Raw genomic sequence first — 15,861 nt, forward strand, 5'->3', positions numbered from 1 at the left:
GCGGCCTCCTCAGCGTTGCAGCGCGTAGCGCAGGTTCTGCGCCAGCGCTTCCGGCATCGGCGGCAGCGACTTGCGGCGGGCGTCGAAGCTCTGCACGAACTCGGCGCTGGACAGGTGCATGCGCTCCTCCACCGTCTCGAACCAGACCCGGCTGTTGTCGGCGTGGCCGCGAAACAGCTGGACCAGCGGCAGCGCGCGCTCCTCGAAGCTCTTCAGCGCCGCCGGCACGCCGTCTTCGGAACACAGCGCCTTCACCAGCAGCTGCGCGACCACCACCGCCATCGTGGTGCCGTGGCCGATGGAAAAGTGGCCGGATTGCAGCGCATCGCCCAGCAGCACCAGCTTGCCGTCGTGGCAGCGCTCGTGGCTCAGCGTCATGAAGTTGCGCCAGCCTAGGCCGGGCTGATTCACCAGCCCGTGGCCGTCCAGCTCGGACTGGAACACCTTGGCCACGTATTCGGCCGACGCTTCGTCGGACATCTCGCCCAGGCGGGCGCGGGCGTAGGTTTCCTCGCTGCACTCGACGACGAAGGTGCTCATCGTGTCCGAGTACTTGTAGGCGTGGGCGATGAAGATGTCCTTGCCGTGGGTGCGGAACACCAGGTTCATCTGGTCGAACAATTGGCTGGTGCCGTACCAGATGTACTTGTTGCGGCCATAGTCCACCTGCGGCGCCAGCGCCTCGGTGAAGTGGGAGGTCTTATGGTTGACGCCGTTGGCCAGCACCACCAGATCATAATCAGCCAGCGGCAGCTCGCCGTGCTCCAGCAGCGGCGATTCGAAACGGATGGAGATGCCCTGCGAACGGCACTTGTCGCGCAAGGCGTGCACCAGGCCGCGGCGCTCCACGCCGCACAGCAGCACGCCGGTGCTCATCAGGCTGGGCTCATTGTGGTGCACCAGCTTGAAATCCTCCAGGAACTGCGGATTCAGCTTTTCCGGCGCGTCCAGGTAGGACAAAGGATTGGCCGGATGCTGGCCGGGCCTGCCGGGCAGCACCACGCCCCAGCCCAGCACGTCCTGCTCGTCGTTCTTCTCGACTATATCTATCGTCCACTGCGGACGCGCCTGTTTCAGTTGGCTGGCGAATACCAGGCCGGCCGGACCCGCGCCGATAACCAGAATCTTCATCAGTTGACCCTTCCTATCTTGTACCAAACGTTCTGCTTTCTCTGGATCTGCTGCAGCCTGTCGTACGGTTCCGACGTGAAATACAGCTTCTCCGCCATATCCGGCGGGTAAAGGCCGGGAAACTTGCTATGCATGTAGCGGGTGTAGCGGGCCCGCATGAAGAAGACGGGGTTGGAGCAGCTGAGCACGTCGTAGTTGGCGCGCGCCATGTCCTGCATCGCGTCCGCCTGCACCTTGCGCAGCTTGGTGAACTCGGGAAAGGCCTTGTCCTGATCCCCCTGATGGCGGTCCAGCAGCTCGACGAAGGCTCGAGCGTCTTCCAGCGCCATATTCATGCCCTGGCCGAGGAAGGGCGCGGTGGCATGGGCGGCGTCGCCCAGCAGCAGCACATTGCCCTTGTAATGGAAAGTGCTGGAGCGGACATTGATCAGATCATTGCTGGGTTTGGCCAGGAACTGGCGCAGCATCTCTTCGCGCGCGTCCTGCGGCAGGCCGCCGAAATAACGGTCGAAGAAGGCGCGCATCACCGATTCGTCGGTGGTGGTCAGACTGGGGCTGCCGCTGTAGGGCAGGCAAATGGCGATGCTGACGCTGCCGTCCGGTATGGTGGCGGCGCGGCCGGCGAACTGGCCGCCGGAATCCATGCCGAAAAAGTACAGCGTGTCCTTGCGATAGCCCAGCGCCCCGGCGTCCGGCAGCACCAGCGTCTTGTAGCCGTGGCGGAAAAAGGTTTGCTGGAACTCGAAGCGGCGCAGACCGCTCTGCATCGCCTGCCGCACCGCGGAGTGCGCGCCGTCGGCGCCGACGATCATGTCGCCCTGCAGCCGCTGCGGCAGGCCGTCCCGGCCCTGGATCAACACAGACTTGCCGTCCAGATCCACATCCAGACACTTGTGCTCGAAGTAATAGCGGACGCCGGCCAGATTGGCGTATTTGTTCAGCAGCCTCTGGAACGCCGCGCGGTTGAGCGACAGCGGACGGAAATCCTCCAGCGGCTTCAGCGGCCGCATCCGGTGCTGGCCGCCGACCGAGAACGCCATCGCCACGATGGGCTCGCCGCAGGCCTCCAGCTCCGCGCGCGGGATGCCGGCGGCCAACACCGACTTGATGCCGCGCACCGTCATGCTGACGCCTATCGCCCGCGAGCTGACCACGTCCACGTAGGACGACAGGTCCTGCAACGGATCGCCGCGCTTTTCCACCACGTGGACCTCGTAGCCGCGCTTCGCCAGGTAGATGGCGGTCAAACCGCCGGCGAGCCCGCCTCCGACTATGATTGCTTTTTTCATTTCAGGCCTCTCTAGAAAGCTTTCCACAAGCCAAGTCCAGCATCTGCCGGCGGTAGAAATCCAGCAGCTCCAATTGCGCGTCGGGCAGCCAGCCCGGCGCCAGCGCCGACGCGCTCTCCTGCAGCCGCTCGCAGCGCCGCGCCAGCATCCGGCAGCCCAGCGCGTAGTCGTCGTAGCTGCGGGTGTCCACCGGCCCCGGCAACGGAGGTCCGGCGGTGCGGCCGGCGATGCCCGATGGCAGATTCATCAGCGCGCAGGACAGCGGCCGGAGCAGGCCGGTCATCAGGTCGATCGCCGCGTTCATCAGCCGCGAGCGCCTGAGGCTGCCCAGCGGCTTCACCGCGAAATGCTGCGCCATCATCGCGAACATCAGCTCGTACACGCCCTGGTACAGCGCCATCAGCGCCCGCGCCCGCTCGTCTTCGACGCGCTGGCAGCCCGGCTCCTCGTCCAGCACCGGATTGCGCAGCGCCGGCAGCGCCGGTTCGAACGGCGCGGGCTGCGCCATGATCCGGGCCGCCAGCTCGCGCAGCCGCTGGAAATGGGAATGCTCGTAATGCGGCGAGTCCAGCGCGCCGCCCTCGCCCTGGTCGGTGACGAAGGCGATGCCGAACAGCGCGCTGTCGCGGTCGAACACTTCCAGCTGGTAGCCGGGATTCGCGCGGTTGGTCAGCTCGTTGAGGAACAGGTGGTGCTCGCCGCCGCGCTTGCCGGCCTCGCCGTCGAACAAGTCGGGCAGATCGAGGAAGGCCTGGCGGATCGCGGCGTAGAAATCGGCGATGGACTTGCCCGGCGCCGGGATGAAATGCGGCCACTCCAGCCGGACGAAGCGCGCCAGCGCCGACTCCGAGAACGGCTCCAGCGCGAACTCGGTGTCCAGGCCGAACGCCTGCCGCGCCGCCTCGCCCATCAGCGGCACGCCGGCATAGAATGGTTCGCCCAGCGCCATCAGCAAATTGTTCACCACTAGGTAGTGGATCATCTCTTCGTGGGCGATCTCCAGCAGCGCGGCGCGGATGCCGCCGTCGCGGCGTCGGTCTCCGCTTCCGCAAGCCAGCTGCAGCTGCTCCGGCGTCCACGCGCCGTCTGCCACGCGCTGCTGGCCCTGGGCGTAATTGGGAATGGAATAGGCGGCGTACAAATACTGCAGCATCACCGACAGCTCCAGATCCACCGCCTTGCGCAGTTCGGCCGCCAGCTCCGCCTTGCTCCCGATGCGCGCCGGCCCGGCCGGCGGCGGCGCCTGCAGCCTGGCCTCGCCCTCGACGTGGGCCAGATACTTGAGGAACAGCCTGGCCTTGGGCGCCGACAGCTCGCGGGTGCTCGGCATGTAATAGCTCTTGCCGCGGTTCTGCGGATCGCACATCTGCCACATCAGCCTGGCGTAGGTCTCGCACTTGCAGCGGTCGGCCAGGCTGAACACCTTGTCCGACATGAACGGGTAGATCAGCTCGTAGTAGGCCATCACGTGTCGGTACAGGAAGGCGTAATCGACCTCGTCCACCGTCGCGTCGTCCAGCTCCCAGTCGTCCGGCAGCACCCGCAGCTGGATCGCCTCTTCGCCGTCGCCGAGCGCGATCCGGGCCGGGCCGGGCCGCAGACCGGTCAGCCGCCACTCGGCGACGATGCCGTCCTGGCGCGCCTCCACCCCGGCCAGCCCGATGCCTTCAATCCGGTAGGGAATGGTCGCCCGCTCGCGGGCCTCGCCGCGGAAATAGCTGCGCAGCCCGATGTTTTCCGGAAAGAAACGGCCATGGCGGCGGTCCGGCGCCTCCAGATAAAGATTGGCGGCGTCGGACTGGGTGACCCAGTCCTGCTCGCGCCACTCTGCCAGCTCGCTGGACAGCGTCAGCGAGCCCTTGGGCTCGCGCAGCAGCGGCAGGTCGACGATGCCGTGGTTCGTCCAGTAATCCTGGTACAGCGCCTGCGGCACCCGCGCCAACAGCACGCCGTCCTCGTCGCGCAGCAGCAGGTCGCCCAGCGGCAGCTTGCCGCCCAAATCGGGCGTGGGCCTGTCCGGCGCGGACGGCAGCGCCGCGCGGGTGGAAAACGGGATCGCGCAGGCCAGATTCAGCGCCGCGCGGCCGCCCTGAACGCGCAGCGTCAGATCGCCCAACCCGGGCTGGCGCGGCCTCAGCAGCCGGCCGGCCGGATAGCTGGCCAGCTCGCCGCGCCGCCACAGGCCGACCACGCCGACCATGTCGTGGAACACCGGCGAATTGGGCTGCGGCGGCGTCGACATATTGAACAGAACATACTGCACCGTCAGGCCGAGCACATCGTCGTCCTCCAGCGCCAGCTGCAGCCTGCGCCAGGCCTCGGAATCAAACTGCTTGGGATGGAACAGGAAATGCGGATGACTCTTGGGCACGGAAAACTGGAACAGCCGCGCCGTTCCGAACTCCTCATCCAGGAAATGGCCGCCGCGCTCGGCCACGTGGCCGCCGCGCGTCCAGCGCGCGCCGTGGCTGTCGTCGATGTCGGCGGTGAACAGCCAGGGCGTGCCCGGCCCGGCGCCGGCCGGGCTGATGGTGAACTGGCCGGCGTAGATCTGCACCGCGTCGCGGCGGGTGGGATCGTTGTCCACCCAGCGCGCGCGGTTGAAGGTGGTGCGCAAGTAGTCGTTGTAGTGGCCCCACAGCGCCAGCCTGGCGCCGACCAGGCCGTCGCCATGGTCCGGTTCGCCGCCGTCCAGCTGCACGTGGCTGACGGTGACGTTCTCCCAGGAGAAATGGTTGTTGCCGGCCGCATTGTAGCCTTCCGCCAGGCCGAACGGCCCCTCCGGATCAGGCCGGCCGTCCAGGCCGAAACGCGGTTGCAGCGATTGCAGGTGGCGGTGGAACTCGGTCGGATGGCGAGCCAGGTCGAACGGCTCGCCATTGATCGAAACCGCGTTGCGGGCCATGTCGATCTGGCCGTGCGGATCGCGGTTGGCGGTGGGCGCGTTGACCCGCGCCCAGCCGCGGAAATGTATGCGTGGAAAATCCAGAATGCTCATGTGTCTCCCGAGCGGTCATGACTGACGACCGCCGCCCGGACATCGGACGGCGACGCGGGACGGCGGCCTAGCCGCCGCCACGTTCAAGCGGAGAGGCGCTGCAACAGCAGCCTGCTGGCCTCGCGGGCGCTGAGCAGGCCGCCCTCCATCCAGCCGCAGTGCGTGGTGTAGGCATCCGAGCAGGCGATGATGCCGCTGTCGCGGTGGCTCAGCGCGGACGGGTGGTCGATGCCGCTGTCGCGGCAAAACTCGACGCCGTGCGCCCAGTACTTGTGCACATGGACGCGAGGCTGGGGAATGCGCTCGCGGGCGATGCCCAGCGCGCTGGCCAGATGAGTGCGGATCTGCTCCAGATAGCCGTCCTCGCCTTCCGCCACGCAACCGCGCCAGTAATCGGCCATTTCGCTGTCGGTGTAGAAAAACAGGTATTTGTCGCCCTTGAAGTAGATCTTGCGCAGCGGGTTGTCGACGATCAGCACCTGGTCGTCCAGCTTGTAATCCAGCCACCAGGGCTCGCTATAGGTCAGGAAACCCTTGAACAGCGGCAGCGAGCCGTAGCGCGCGCCGCTCCACGCCTCGGGAAAATTGACGTTGAGCCCGGCCATCGCCGACGGCGGGACCGCCAGGATCAAGTGGCGGGTACGATGCTCCAGCTTCCAGCCGTCGTCGCCGGCCAGCTGCAGCCGGTAACCATCGCCGTCAGCCTCAACCGAAACCAGGCGATAGCCCAGGCTGAAGCGGGCGCCGGCGGCCTTGACCTTGGTCTTGATCTGCTGGATCAGGCCGTCGAAGCCCTGCTCCGCCGAAAACCACTGGTTGGCGTCGTTGTCGGTCACGCTCTGGATTTCCGGATGCTTGCCGACGATGTCGTAAGCCATCTCGGCCGAGATGTCCGGCAGGAACAAGGCGTCATAACCCATCGAGCGGATCATGCCGACCGCGCTCTCCTTGCCCTGATAGCGGCTGACGAACTGGAGAAAGGACTCTTTGCCGTGCTCCACCAGCCTGGAGGACAGCTCGCTCATCGCCCGCTTCAGCTTTTGCTGGGTGTGGTTTTTGAATTTCAGCTGGGTGAACGGGTAGATTTCGCTCTTTTGGCTGTAATGCTGCATCGCGCTCTGGAAATGCGGATGCAACTGCGGCGAGTACCGTCCGGCGCCCAGCTCGATCGCGGCCTTGCCGTCCAGCGTTTTCGAGCGGATGCGGCCTCCCGCTTCCTGCTGCATGTCGAAAATGCGCAGAGACAGGCCGCGACAGGCTGGCGAGTCGAGCAAATGGCTGGCGCAAGTCAGGCCGCTGATGCCGGCGCCGACAATGCAGATATCGGAGGAATGCTTCATCGCGAATGTCCCTTTGACTGTTCAATTCACGCCCGCCGCGCGGCAACAACGAACGGGCATGGACGACGTAAATGCTTGGCACTCTCGCCTCGAAATCGGGATGCAGCCTCTTGTATCCTCGTCATGACCGGTTTCCCGGCATGAAATTTATAAGGCATTTATATTTTTAAAATTAAATGCCTTTGTAATTTTCAGCCACGTTAGTTCAACCGAACTAATTCATCAAGCATATTGTCTGACAGGACGGCCCATCCTGTTCCAAGGGTCAGGGCATGACGTGGAGAAACGGAGACAAAGGGCTGCCTGGGATCAACGACGTTTGGCGTACGACAATTGTCCGCGCCAGTCCAGATACTGAGGCGCGACGCCCATCCCCACCCTGAAGCGCTCACCGTTCCCTGCGGTCGGCTGCCACAGGTAGAGCTGGTCGGCATGGCCGCCGCCGGTCCAGGCGGTCAGGTAATAGTCGGCGGCGCGCGCCCAATCCTTGAGCGACACTTCGTCGCCGTCCTGCAGGCAGCCGTCCGGCCGGCTGTGATTGATCAGCCGCAGTTCGGCGGAACGGTTCAGCGGCCCCTGGGCGGTGTAGTAAGCGTACTGATTGCCGCCGACCGTTCCCCACCAGGTCCAGAACCAGCCGGGCCGGTCCGCCCGCTCCAGGCGCACGTATTCGCCGGAGCGGATGCAGCCGTTGTCGCGCATGGAGAAGTTGTTGGACAGATTGAAGCGCGCCCGCGCGTCCGCCGCTGCGGCGTCGGTCTCCAGCCAGCCGTCGTTGGCGTCTCCGGCCCGCACATAGCGGCCGTTGGCCAGGTTCTGCAGGGATATCTGGCGATAGCCGCCCGGCTGCGCGGTCAGCGAGCGGGTCGGCGTGGCGGCGTCGGCCCAGGCGAAGGCCTGCACCGGATAGTGATCGCTGAAATCGGTGTAGGCATAGGTCTGCTTCGCCACCGCCGATCGCGCCGTCCACTGCGGCGACGGCGCGTCCAGCGCCTGGTTATGCCAGGCCGAGGGCTGGCGATGGCCTTTCAACGTCAGGATGTAGTCCAGGTATTCCGGCGCGTCGCCGCCGCGCGCGCCGTAGCGCTCCAGCGCGATGCCGTTGCCGGCGGTGTCGAAGCTGTGCGGCATGCCGGCGTAGCGCGGCTCGCTGGCCTGCAGGATGTCCAGCATCGCCCGGTATTCGGCGGTCTTGTAGCGGTCGGTGTTCATGTCGCCGGCGACGATCACCGTTTCGTCGGCCGGAAGATGGCGCGATTGGATCCAGGCCGCGATCTCGCGCAGCTGGGCCTGGCGCACGCCGATGTCGGCGTGGTTGGCGCAGCCGCTGTCCTCGGATTGCAGATGGGTGCCGATCACATGATAGAACTGGCCGTTGACGGCTATCCTGGCATAGGCGAAGCCCTTCTGCGCCTGCCCGTCCCAGCTGCAGCCCGGCGTCTGGAACAGGTACTGCCGCTTCTCGACGATGGGCCAGCGGCTGGCGATGGCCACGCCGCCATCCTCCGGCTTCATGCCGTTCCAGCCTTCGGTCCCGTCCCAGCCCTGTTGCGTTCGGCCGATCACCGGCGTCTGGTAGGGAAAGCGCGGCTTGAGCAAGGTCTGCAGCCGCTCCGACGCGGCGTTGTCCTGCAATTCCTGGAACACCAGCACGTCCTGCGACTGGAGAATGGGCGAAGCCGCCATCAGCTCGACCCGCCGCATCTGACCGTAGTTGGGATACAGGGCTTGCGGCAGCAGCATCGCGTTCCAGGTGGCGAGCTTCAGGTCGTCGGGATAGGCTGCATGGGAGGCGGCGGGCAGCAGCGCCGCGCACAGCAGAAAACGCCAGGCTTTCATCGGACATCCTTTAGTGGGTGAAGGAAGCGGCAAAGGCTGGATCAGTTTTCTTTCACTATGGTTAATTACTATAAAATTAATATTCCATTTACATTTTCAATACATGCTCGCCTCGCCAGCCCCGTTCATGAAAACGCTGGTCCGCGGCTGCCGCTTTGCTCTCCGTCCTGCGAAATGAAAAAAGCCGCCATCCCTGGGGACGGCGGCTTCGCTGCGAATGCGAGCGACGCGGCTTATTCGTGGATGGCTTCCACGGCGATGTCGATGGTGACGTCGTCGCCCACGTACGGGGCGTATTTGCCGGCGTTGAATTCGGTGCGCTTGACCTTGACGCTGGCGTTGGCGCCGATGGCGTCTTTCTTCAGCATCGGGTGCTCTTTGTTGGTGAAGCTGGACAGCGCCAGGGTCACCGGCTTGGTCACGCCCTTGATGGTCAGATTGCCTTCCACCGCGGTCGGCTTGTCGCCGTCAAACAACACCTTGGTGGACTTGAAGGTGGCGGTCGGGAACTTGGCGGTGTCGAAGAAATCGGCACCCTGGATGTGGCCGTTGAATACCGGGTAGCCGGTATCCACCGACTTCATGTCGATGGTGACGTCGACGGAGCCGGTCTTGGCTTCCTTGTCCAGCACGATCTTGCCGCTGGTCTTGTCGAAGCGGCTCAGCTGGGTGGAGAAGCCCAGGTGGCTGTACGAGAAGCGCGGGAAGGTATGGGTGCCGTCGATCACATAGGTTTCCGGCTTGGCCAGCGCGGCGCTGCTGAAGCCGGCGACGGCCACGGCGGCCAAGGTCAGGCGGGTCAGTTTGTTCATGGCTTCTTCCTCGGTTTGGTTTGGGCGGCGCTTACTTGGCGCGCGCCAGCAGATGGAACTTGATCTGGATTTCATTGGCCACGGTGCCGAAGTCCTTCCAGTCGCCTTCGCCGATGGCGAAGTCTGCGCGCTTGATGGCGAACGCGCCGTCGAAAGCCGTGGCATTGCCCTGCGGCGTCATCGTGGCCACCGCGCTGACCGGCTGGGTGCGGCCCTTGATGGTCAGCTTGCCGTCCACCTGGAAGCGGTTGCCTCCCAAGGGCTTGATGGCGCTGGAAACGAAGCGGGCGTTCGGATACTGCTTGGTGTTGAACCAATCCTTGTCCGCCACCTGCTCGTTGGCCTCGGCCGAGCCGGTATCGATGCTGGCGAGGTTGACGTCCAGCTGCGCCTTGGCTGCGGCAGGTTTTGCCGGATCGAAACTCAGTTGAGCGGAAAACTTCTTGAAGTGGCCCTGCATGCCGACGCCCATCTGCTTATAGCCGAAGGCGATGTTGCTCTTGTCCTGCTGGATCGCGGTGTATTCCACGGCCTGCGCCGCCAGCGGCGCGGCCAGCAGGCCGCCCAGCAGCAGCGGCATGGCGATGCGTTTGATATCCATGGTGAGGTCTCCGGAGGGGTCAGGATTTGATGCGCCAGGGCAGCATGCGCGTCAGCACATCGTCCCTATCGATCAGGTGGTGCTTGAGCGCGGCGGCGACGTGTCCCGCCACCACCGCGGCCAGCAGATAATTGAGCAGGCCATGCAGGCGCTGCAGGTTTTCGCCCAGCGCCTGGTCCGGCGCGATCAGGTCCGGCAGCGGCAACATGCCGAAGTAAACGGTCTGCACGCCCTTGGCCGAGCTCATCAGCCAGCCGGACAGCGGAATGGCGACCATCAGCAGATACAGCATCAGGTGGCCCGCGTGGGCCATCGCCCGCATCGGCTTGCCCATGCCGGCCGGCAGCGCCGGCGGCCGATGGCCGAAGCGCCAGGCAAGCCGCAGCCACACCAGCAGAAACACGGTGACGCCGGCCCATTTGTGCCAGGAGTAGATCTTCAGCTTCAACGGCGAGAACGGCAGGCCGTGCATGTAGAAGCCCACGCCGAACAGACAGACGAGCATGACCGCCATCAGCCAGTGCAGCAGGATGGCGGTAGAGGTGTAACGCGTTTGCGACATGGACAGCCTCTTGGTGAATTCAACGAAAAGCCGGCCTCCCCCATTCAGCCACGGCCTTGCCGTGACGCGGGGGATGCCGCTTGCTTAAAACTCTAAGCGCTTTTCATTGCGCGAAATAGACGGCGCAGGCAAATTCATCATTTCCTGTCAGGAAACAATCGACGGGAACCATTTTCCTTCCGTTCGCTCCGCCCTTGCCTGCACCTGGCTGGAAAATACCGACAGCATCGCAGATCATGGCTCCTAGCGGCAAACATCCCGCAGGCCAGCTAGCTACCGCGTCCCCGGCCCCGCTGCTAAGCTGGACGGTATCGACGCTTTCTCCTCCGCCATGCACCCGAATCCCGCCGAGCGACGCGGCGCCCCGCTTTGCCGACGCTGTCGCCATTACTTCGTCACCCACGACCCGCGCTTTCCTTACGGCTGCCGGGCGATGGGCTTCTCCAGCAAACGCGCGCCCTGCCTGGACGTGCGGGAGGCCTCAGGCCAGACGTGCATGCGCTTTCAGTCCAAGACCGGCTGATCGCCGGCCCGCGCCAGCGTCAGGATGAGCTCTTCGCTGTCCTCGCGCCACTCTCCGCCCTGCCAGTCGCCATGCAGCGCCAGCACGCTCAGCCCCTCCGACTCCAGCTCGGCGCGCAGCGCCGCCAAACCGCAAAAACGCAGCCGGGCATCCGCTTCCAGCGTTCTGCCCTGATCGATGAAACGGTAGCGGCTGCGGTAAGACACCAAGCCGTCCCGTTCCGACAGCAGGCGCTGGCTGAGTTCCACCTCGCCCCAGCGCGGATGCGCCGCCCGGCGCGGCGCGGCGTTCTCCCAGCGCAGCCAGGCCCGCGCGGCCGGATTCCGCGTCTCGAACGCGAAACGGCCGCCCCGCGCCAGATGACGCCGAACCTGGCGGAATACCGCGCGCCTGTCGGTTTCGGCCAGAAATGACTGGAAAGCGTGGCCGGCGCAATAAATCAGGTCGAAACGCCGGTTCAATTCAAAATCACGCGCGTCGGCCAGCCGCCATGCAACCTGTCCGCCGCCAGGCCTGGCCCGGGCGATGTCCAGCATCGCCGGCGCCGGATCCAGGCCGACAACTTCGACCCTTTCCGCCATCTTCGCCGCCAGCAGGCCGGTGCCGCAGCCCAGATCCAGCGCGCTTCCCACCGCCGGCGAACACAGGCCCAGATAAAAATCGTTGTCCTCGCCCCAGGCGTTGAACAGGTCATAGACCTCGGCCAGCAAAGACTCTCCGTACAATGGCTCACTCATGCGAACACCTTTCCATCGTCATAATGCCTCGACAAATCGATTCTGTCAGAATCGAACGCGCCTCGGGCGGAAAATCGCGCGCTCGCCAGCGAATATCGAGTAAACATTCCACCGCAAACTATTGATTTTTGTATTGTTTTACAGGCAATCATCGGTCTGGCTAATTCAAAGCATCAGAAAATACGATTAGCATCCCCCCGGCTTCCTCTTTTATTTTTCCAGCAGCGCCACACGAGCGCAGCACCCCCAAAGGAGGATGTCATGAATGAGGAGACTCTGAAGAAGATCCAGTCCAATCCGAAGTATCTGGAACTGGTCCACAAGAAAACCAGCCTCGGCTGGACGCTGGCCATCGTCATGCTGGTCATTTACTACGGCTTCATCCTGGTCCTGGCTTTCGCCCCGTCCTTGCTGGGCACGCCGCTATATCAGGGCGCCACCATGACCGTGGGCATCCCGGTCGGCGTGTTCATCATCCTGTCCGCCTTCGTGCTGACCGGCATTTACGTGCGCCGCGCCAACCAGGAGTTCGACCCGTTGACCCAGCAGATCGTCGAGGAGGCCAAATGATGCGGCAAACCAAACTGAAACTCGCCGCCGGCGCGGCGGCGCTGCTGCCCGCGCTCGCCTGCGCGGCCGGCGCGATTGAAGGCGATATCAAGCAGCAAGCCACCAACTGGCACGCCATCATCATGTTCTTCCTGTTCGTCGCCTTCACGCTGGGCATCACCTACTGGGCGGCGCGCCGCACCAAGTCCGCCAGCGACTTCTACGCCGCGGGCGGCGGCATCACCGGTTTCCAGAACGGCCTCGCCATCGCCGGCGACTACATGTCGGCGGCGTCTTTCCTCGGCATTTCCGCCCTGGTGTTCGACAAGGGCTACGACGGCCTGATTTACTCGATGGGCTTCCTGGTGGGCTGGCCCATCATCCTGTTTCTGGTGGCGGAACGGCTGCGCAACCTCGGCAAGTACACCTTCGCCGACGTAGCCTCCTACCGGCTGGGCCAGACGCCGGTGCGCAGCTTCGCCGCGCTGTCGACGCTGGTGGTGGTGGCGATTTACCTGATCGCGCAGATGGTCGGCGCCGGCAAGCTGATCCAGCTGTTGTTCGGCATGAGCTATAGCTCGGCGGTGCTGCTGGTCGGCGTGCTGATGGTCTGTTATGTGCTGTTCGGCGGCATGCTGGCCACCACCTGGGTGCAGATCATCAAGGCGGTGCTGCTGCTGTCCGGCGCCACGTTCATGGCCATCATGGTGCTGTCCACCGTCGGTTTCAGTCCGGAAGTGATGTTCGAAAAAGCGGTGGCCGCGCACGGCAAGGGCGCCGCCATCATGGCGCCGGGCAAGGCTGACCCGATCGACTCCATCTCGCTGGGGCTGGCGCTGATGTTCGGCACCGCCGGCCTCCCGCACATCCTGATGCGCTTCTTCACCGTCGCCGACGCCAAGGAGGCTCGCAAGTCGGTCTTCTTCGCCACCGGCTTCATCGGCTACTTCTACATCCTGACCTTCATCATCGGCTTCGGCGCCATCATGCTGGTGCTGAACCAACCGGGCATGATGGAGACCGTGGTCAAGAACGGCAAATCGGTCACCCAGCTGGTCGGCGGCAGCAATATGGCGGCCATCCACCTGGCAGACGCCGTAGGCGGCGACATCTTCCTGGGCTTCATCTCCGCGGTGGCCTTCGCCACCATCCTGGCGGTGGTGGCCGGCCTGGCGCTGTCCGGCGCGTCGGCGGTGTCGCACGACTTGTACGCCAGCGTGATCAAGCACGGCAAGGCCAACGAGGCCGACGAGATCCGCGTCTCCAAGATCACCACCGTGGTCCTGGGCGTGGTAGCCATCGTGCTCGGCCTGGTGTTCGAAAAGCAGAACATCGCCTTCATGGTGGGCCTCGCCTTCTCCATCGCCGCCTCCGCCAACTTCCCGGTGCTGTTCCTGTCGATGTTCTGGAAGGGCCTGACCACCCGCGGCGCGGTCATCGGCGGACTGGTGGGCCTGCTGACCGCGGTGGTGCTGATCGTGCTGGGCCCGGCGGTATGGGTGGAAGTGCTGAAGCACGAGCACGCCGTGTTCCCGTACAAGAACCCCGCCATCTTCTCGATGACGCTGGCCTTCGTGGTCACCTGGCTGGTTTCGACGCTTGACACCTCCCGCCAGGCGGAAGAAGAAAAAGCCAAGTTCGACGCGCAGTACGTGCGGGCGATGACCGGCATCGGGGCCAGTGGCGCCAGCAAGCATTAAATGTCATCATCATTGACATTCCGCGCGCCGGACGACGGCGCGCGGCGATAACACCAAAGACTTTGGAGAAACGCATGTCCACGCTAGATTCCATCCTCAAGGAAACCCGCAGCTTCGCCCCATCGGAAGAATTCCGCCGCAAGGCGGCCGTCAGCGGCATCGAGGCCTACCACGCGCTGTGCGAGCAGGCTGACGATCATTACCTGTCGTTCTGGGGGGATCTGGCGCGCGAACTGATCACCTGGAAAAAACCGTTCTCCCGCGTGCTGGACGATAGCGCCGCGCCGTTCTTCAAATGGTTCGACGACGGCGTGCTCAATGCGTCCTACAACTGCCTGGACCGCCACCTGGCCGCCAACGCCAACAAGATCGCCATCATCTTCGAAGCCGACGACGGCGAAGTCACCCGCGTCACCTACTCCGAACTGCACCGCCGCGTCTGCCAGTTCGCCAACGGCCTGAAAAGCCTGGGCGTCAAGAAAGGCGACCGCGTGGTGGTGTACATGCCGATGGGCATCGAAGCGGTAGTGACGATGCAGGCCTGCGCCCGCATCGGCGCCATCCACTCGGTGGTGTTCGGCGGCTTCTCCGCCGGCGCGGTGCGCGACCGCATCCAGGATGCCGGCGCCACCGTGGTGGTCACCGCCAACGAAAGCGTGCGCGGCGGCAAGAACGTGCCGCTGAAGGCAACGGTGGACGAGGCGCTGGCGCTGGAAGGCGCCGAATCGGTGAAGAACGTGGTGGTATACCAGCGCACCAACGGCGGCGCGGACTGGGTCGAAGGCCGCGACGTGTGGTGGCACAAGCTGACCGAAGGCCAGAGCGAGGCCTGCGAGCCGGAATGGGTCAGCGCCGAAGACCCGCTGTTCATCCTCTACACCTCCGGCTCCACCGGCAAGCCCAAGGGCATCCAGCACAGCACCGCTGGCTACCTGCTGGGCGCGCTGAACAGCTTCCGCTGGGTGTTCGACTACAAGCCCAACGACGTCTTCTGGTGCACCGCCGACGTCGGCTGGATCACCGGCCACAGCTACGTCTGCTACGGCCCGCTGGCCAACGGCGCCACTCAGGTGATCTTCGAAGGCGTGCCCACCTATCCGGACGCCGGCCGCTTCTGGCGCATGATAGAGCAGCACAAGGTGTCCATCTTCTACACCGCCCCCACCGCGATCCGTTCGCTGATCAAGCTGGGCGCGGACCTGCCCAAGCAGTACGACCTGTCGTCCTTGCGCGTGCTGGGCACCGTCGGCGAGCCGATCAATCCGGAAGCCTGGATCTGGTACCACGAAACCGTCGGCGGCGGCCGTTGCCCCATCGTCGACACCTGGTGGCAGACCGAGACCGGCTCGGCGATGATCGCCCCGCTGCCGGGCGCCGTCGCCACCAAGCCGGGTTCGTGCACGCTGCCGCTGCCGGGCGTGATCGCCGACATCGTCGACGAGTCCGGCGCCCAGGTGGAGCCGGGCCGCGGCGGCTTCCTGGTGATCAAGAAACCGTTCCCCAGCCTGGTGCGCACCATCTGGAACGACCCGGAGCGCTTCAAGAAAACCTATTTCCCCGACGAGTTCGACGGCAAGTACTACCTGGCCGGCGACTCCGCCCACCGCGACGAGAACGGCTACTTCTGGATCATGGGCCGCATCGACGACGTATTGAACGTGTCCGGCCACCGCCTGGGCACGATGGAGATCGAATCGGCGCTGGTGGCCAACCCGCTGGTGGCAGAAGCCGCCGTGGTCGGCAAGCCACACGAGGTCAAGGGCGAGGCGGTGGTGGCGTT

The 15,861-nt window shown here is 64.7% G+C and carries 13 protein-coding genes; 3 read left to right on the forward strand and 10 right to left on the reverse strand.

Going from position 1 to position 15,861, the window contains the following annotated elements; all coding sequences use genetic code 11:
- Positions 1-9: 9 nt before the first annotated feature.
- The 10 genes from vioD to VL52_RS11005 all read right to left on the reverse strand — a co-directional run bounded on the left by vioD (position 10) and on the right by VL52_RS11005 (position 11,832).
- A complete protein-coding gene (gene vioD, locus VL52_RS10965) occupies positions 10-1,131 on the reverse strand; it encodes a flavin-dependent violacein biosynthesis monooxygenase VioD (RefSeq protein ID WP_046157064.1) in 1,122 nt (373 codons plus the stop codon).
- Positions 1,131-2,420, reverse strand: coding sequence for an NADP-dependent violacein biosynthesis oxygenase VioC (gene vioC, locus VL52_RS10970; RefSeq protein WP_046157065.1), 1,290 nt, complete (start codon positions 2,418-2,420; stop codon positions 1,131-1,133). The genes vioD and vioC overlap by 1 nt, the downstream gene beginning before the upstream one ends.
- Before the next feature lies 1 nt (position 2,421).
- Positions 2,422-5,418, reverse strand: a complete 2,997-nt coding sequence (gene vioB / locus VL52_RS10975; RefSeq protein ID WP_046157066.1) for an iminophenyl-pyruvate dimer synthase VioB — start codon at positions 5,416-5,418, stop codon at positions 2,422-2,424.
- Between the two features lie 83 nt (positions 5,419-5,501).
- Positions 5,502-6,758, reverse strand: a complete 1,257-nt coding sequence (gene vioA / locus VL52_RS10980) for a flavin-dependent violacein biosynthesis tryptophan-2 monooxygenase VioA (protein WP_046157067.1) — start codon at positions 6,756-6,758, stop codon at positions 5,502-5,504.
- 309 nt (positions 6,759-7,067) lie between these two features.
- Positions 7,068-8,597, reverse strand: a complete 1,530-nt coding sequence (gene sph, locus VL52_RS10985) for a sphingomyelin phosphodiesterase (protein ID WP_046157068.1) — start codon at positions 8,595-8,597, stop codon at positions 7,068-7,070.
- A 233-nt stretch (positions 8,598-8,830) separates the two neighbouring features.
- Positions 8,831-9,409 (reverse strand): YceI family protein, encoded by a 579-nt coding sequence (locus VL52_RS10990; RefSeq protein WP_046157069.1) that lies wholly within the window; start codon positions 9,407-9,409, stop codon positions 8,831-8,833.
- A gap of 31 nt (positions 9,410-9,440) precedes the next feature.
- Positions 9,441-10,010, reverse strand: a complete 570-nt coding sequence (locus tag VL52_RS10995) for a YceI family protein (protein ID WP_046157070.1) — start codon at positions 10,008-10,010, stop codon at positions 9,441-9,443.
- A gap of 19 nt (positions 10,011-10,029) precedes the next feature.
- The gene (locus VL52_RS11000) at positions 10,030-10,572 is read right to left on the reverse strand and encodes a cytochrome b (RefSeq protein ID WP_046157071.1); all 543 of its coding nucleotides are present in this window, start codon (positions 10,570-10,572) and stop codon (positions 10,030-10,032) included.
- A gap of 103 nt (positions 10,573-10,675) precedes the next feature.
- Positions 10,676-10,975 carry a hypothetical protein gene (locus VL52_RS25010; protein WP_160298937.1) on the reverse strand — a complete coding sequence of 100 codons (300 nt, stop codon included), beginning with the start codon at positions 10,973-10,975 and terminating at the stop codon, positions 10,676-10,678.
- Between the two features lie 101 nt (positions 10,976-11,076).
- The gene (locus tag VL52_RS11005) at positions 11,077-11,832 is read right to left on the reverse strand and encodes a class I SAM-dependent methyltransferase (RefSeq protein WP_046157072.1); all 756 of its coding nucleotides are present in this window, start codon (positions 11,830-11,832) and stop codon (positions 11,077-11,079) included.
- A 261-nt stretch (positions 11,833-12,093) separates the two neighbouring features.
- Between VL52_RS11005 and VL52_RS11010 the strand changes: the two genes are divergently transcribed.
- The 3 genes from VL52_RS11010 to acs form a co-directional block, all read left to right on the forward strand.
- Complete coding sequence (locus tag VL52_RS11010) at positions 12,094-12,402, forward strand: DUF485 domain-containing protein (RefSeq protein ID WP_021475461.1); 309 nt, start codon at positions 12,094-12,096, stop codon at positions 12,400-12,402.
- On the forward strand, positions 12,402-14,081 hold the full coding sequence (locus VL52_RS11015; RefSeq protein ID WP_046157089.1) for a cation acetate symporter: 1,680 nt from the start codon (positions 12,402-12,404) through the stop codon (positions 14,079-14,081). Before VL52_RS11010 ends, VL52_RS11015 begins: the two co-directional genes overlap by 1 nt.
- Positions 14,082-14,155: 74 nt before the next feature.
- A partial coding sequence (gene acs, locus VL52_RS11020) for an acetate--CoA ligase (protein ID WP_046157073.1) occupies positions 14,156-15,861 on the forward strand: 1,706 nt, incomplete at its 3' end.

It is taken from the genome of Chromobacterium vaccinii (assembly GCF_000971335.1).
Taxonomy (GTDB): Bacteria; Pseudomonadota; Gammaproteobacteria; order Burkholderiales; family Chromobacteriaceae; genus Chromobacterium; species Chromobacterium vaccinii.

Bases quoted from the DNA above. Each gene is read 5' to 3' on its own strand.
- vioD (WP_046157064.1), bottom strand. From the start codon at position 1,131: ATGAAGATTCTGGTTATCGGCGCGGGTCCGGCCGGCCTGGTATTCGCC.
- vioC (WP_046157065.1), bottom strand. From the start codon at position 2,420: ATGAAAAAAGCAATCATAGTCGGAGGCGGGCTCGCCGGCGGTTTGACC.
- vioB (WP_046157066.1), bottom strand. From the start codon at position 5,418: ATGAGCATTCTGGATTTTCCACGCATACATTTCCGCGGCTGGGCGCGG.
- vioA (WP_046157067.1), bottom strand. From the start codon at position 6,758: ATGAAGCATTCCTCCGATATCTGCATTGTCGGCGCCGGCATCAGCGGC.
- sph (WP_046157068.1), bottom strand. From the start codon at position 8,597: ATGAAAGCCTGGCGTTTTCTGCTGTGCGCGGCGCTGCTGCCCGCCGCC.
- VL52_RS10990 (WP_046157069.1), bottom strand. From the start codon at position 9,409: ATGAACAAACTGACCCGCCTGACCTTGGCCGCCGTGGCCGTCGCCGGC.
- VL52_RS10995 (WP_046157070.1), bottom strand. From the start codon at position 10,010: ATGGATATCAAACGCATCGCCATGCCGCTGCTGCTGGGCGGCCTGCTG.
- VL52_RS11000 (WP_046157071.1), bottom strand. From the start codon at position 10,572: ATGTCGCAAACGCGTTACACCTCTACCGCCATCCTGCTGCACTGGCTG.
- VL52_RS11005 (WP_046157072.1), bottom strand. From the start codon at position 11,832: ATGAGTGAGCCATTGTACGGAGAGTCTTTGCTGGCCGAGGTCTATGAC.
- VL52_RS11010 (WP_021475461.1), top strand. From the start codon at position 12,094: ATGAATGAGGAGACTCTGAAGAAGATCCAGTCCAATCCGAAGTATCTG.
- VL52_RS11015 (WP_046157089.1), top strand. From the start codon at position 12,402: ATGCGGCAAACCAAACTGAAACTCGCCGCCGGCGCGGCGGCGCTGCTG.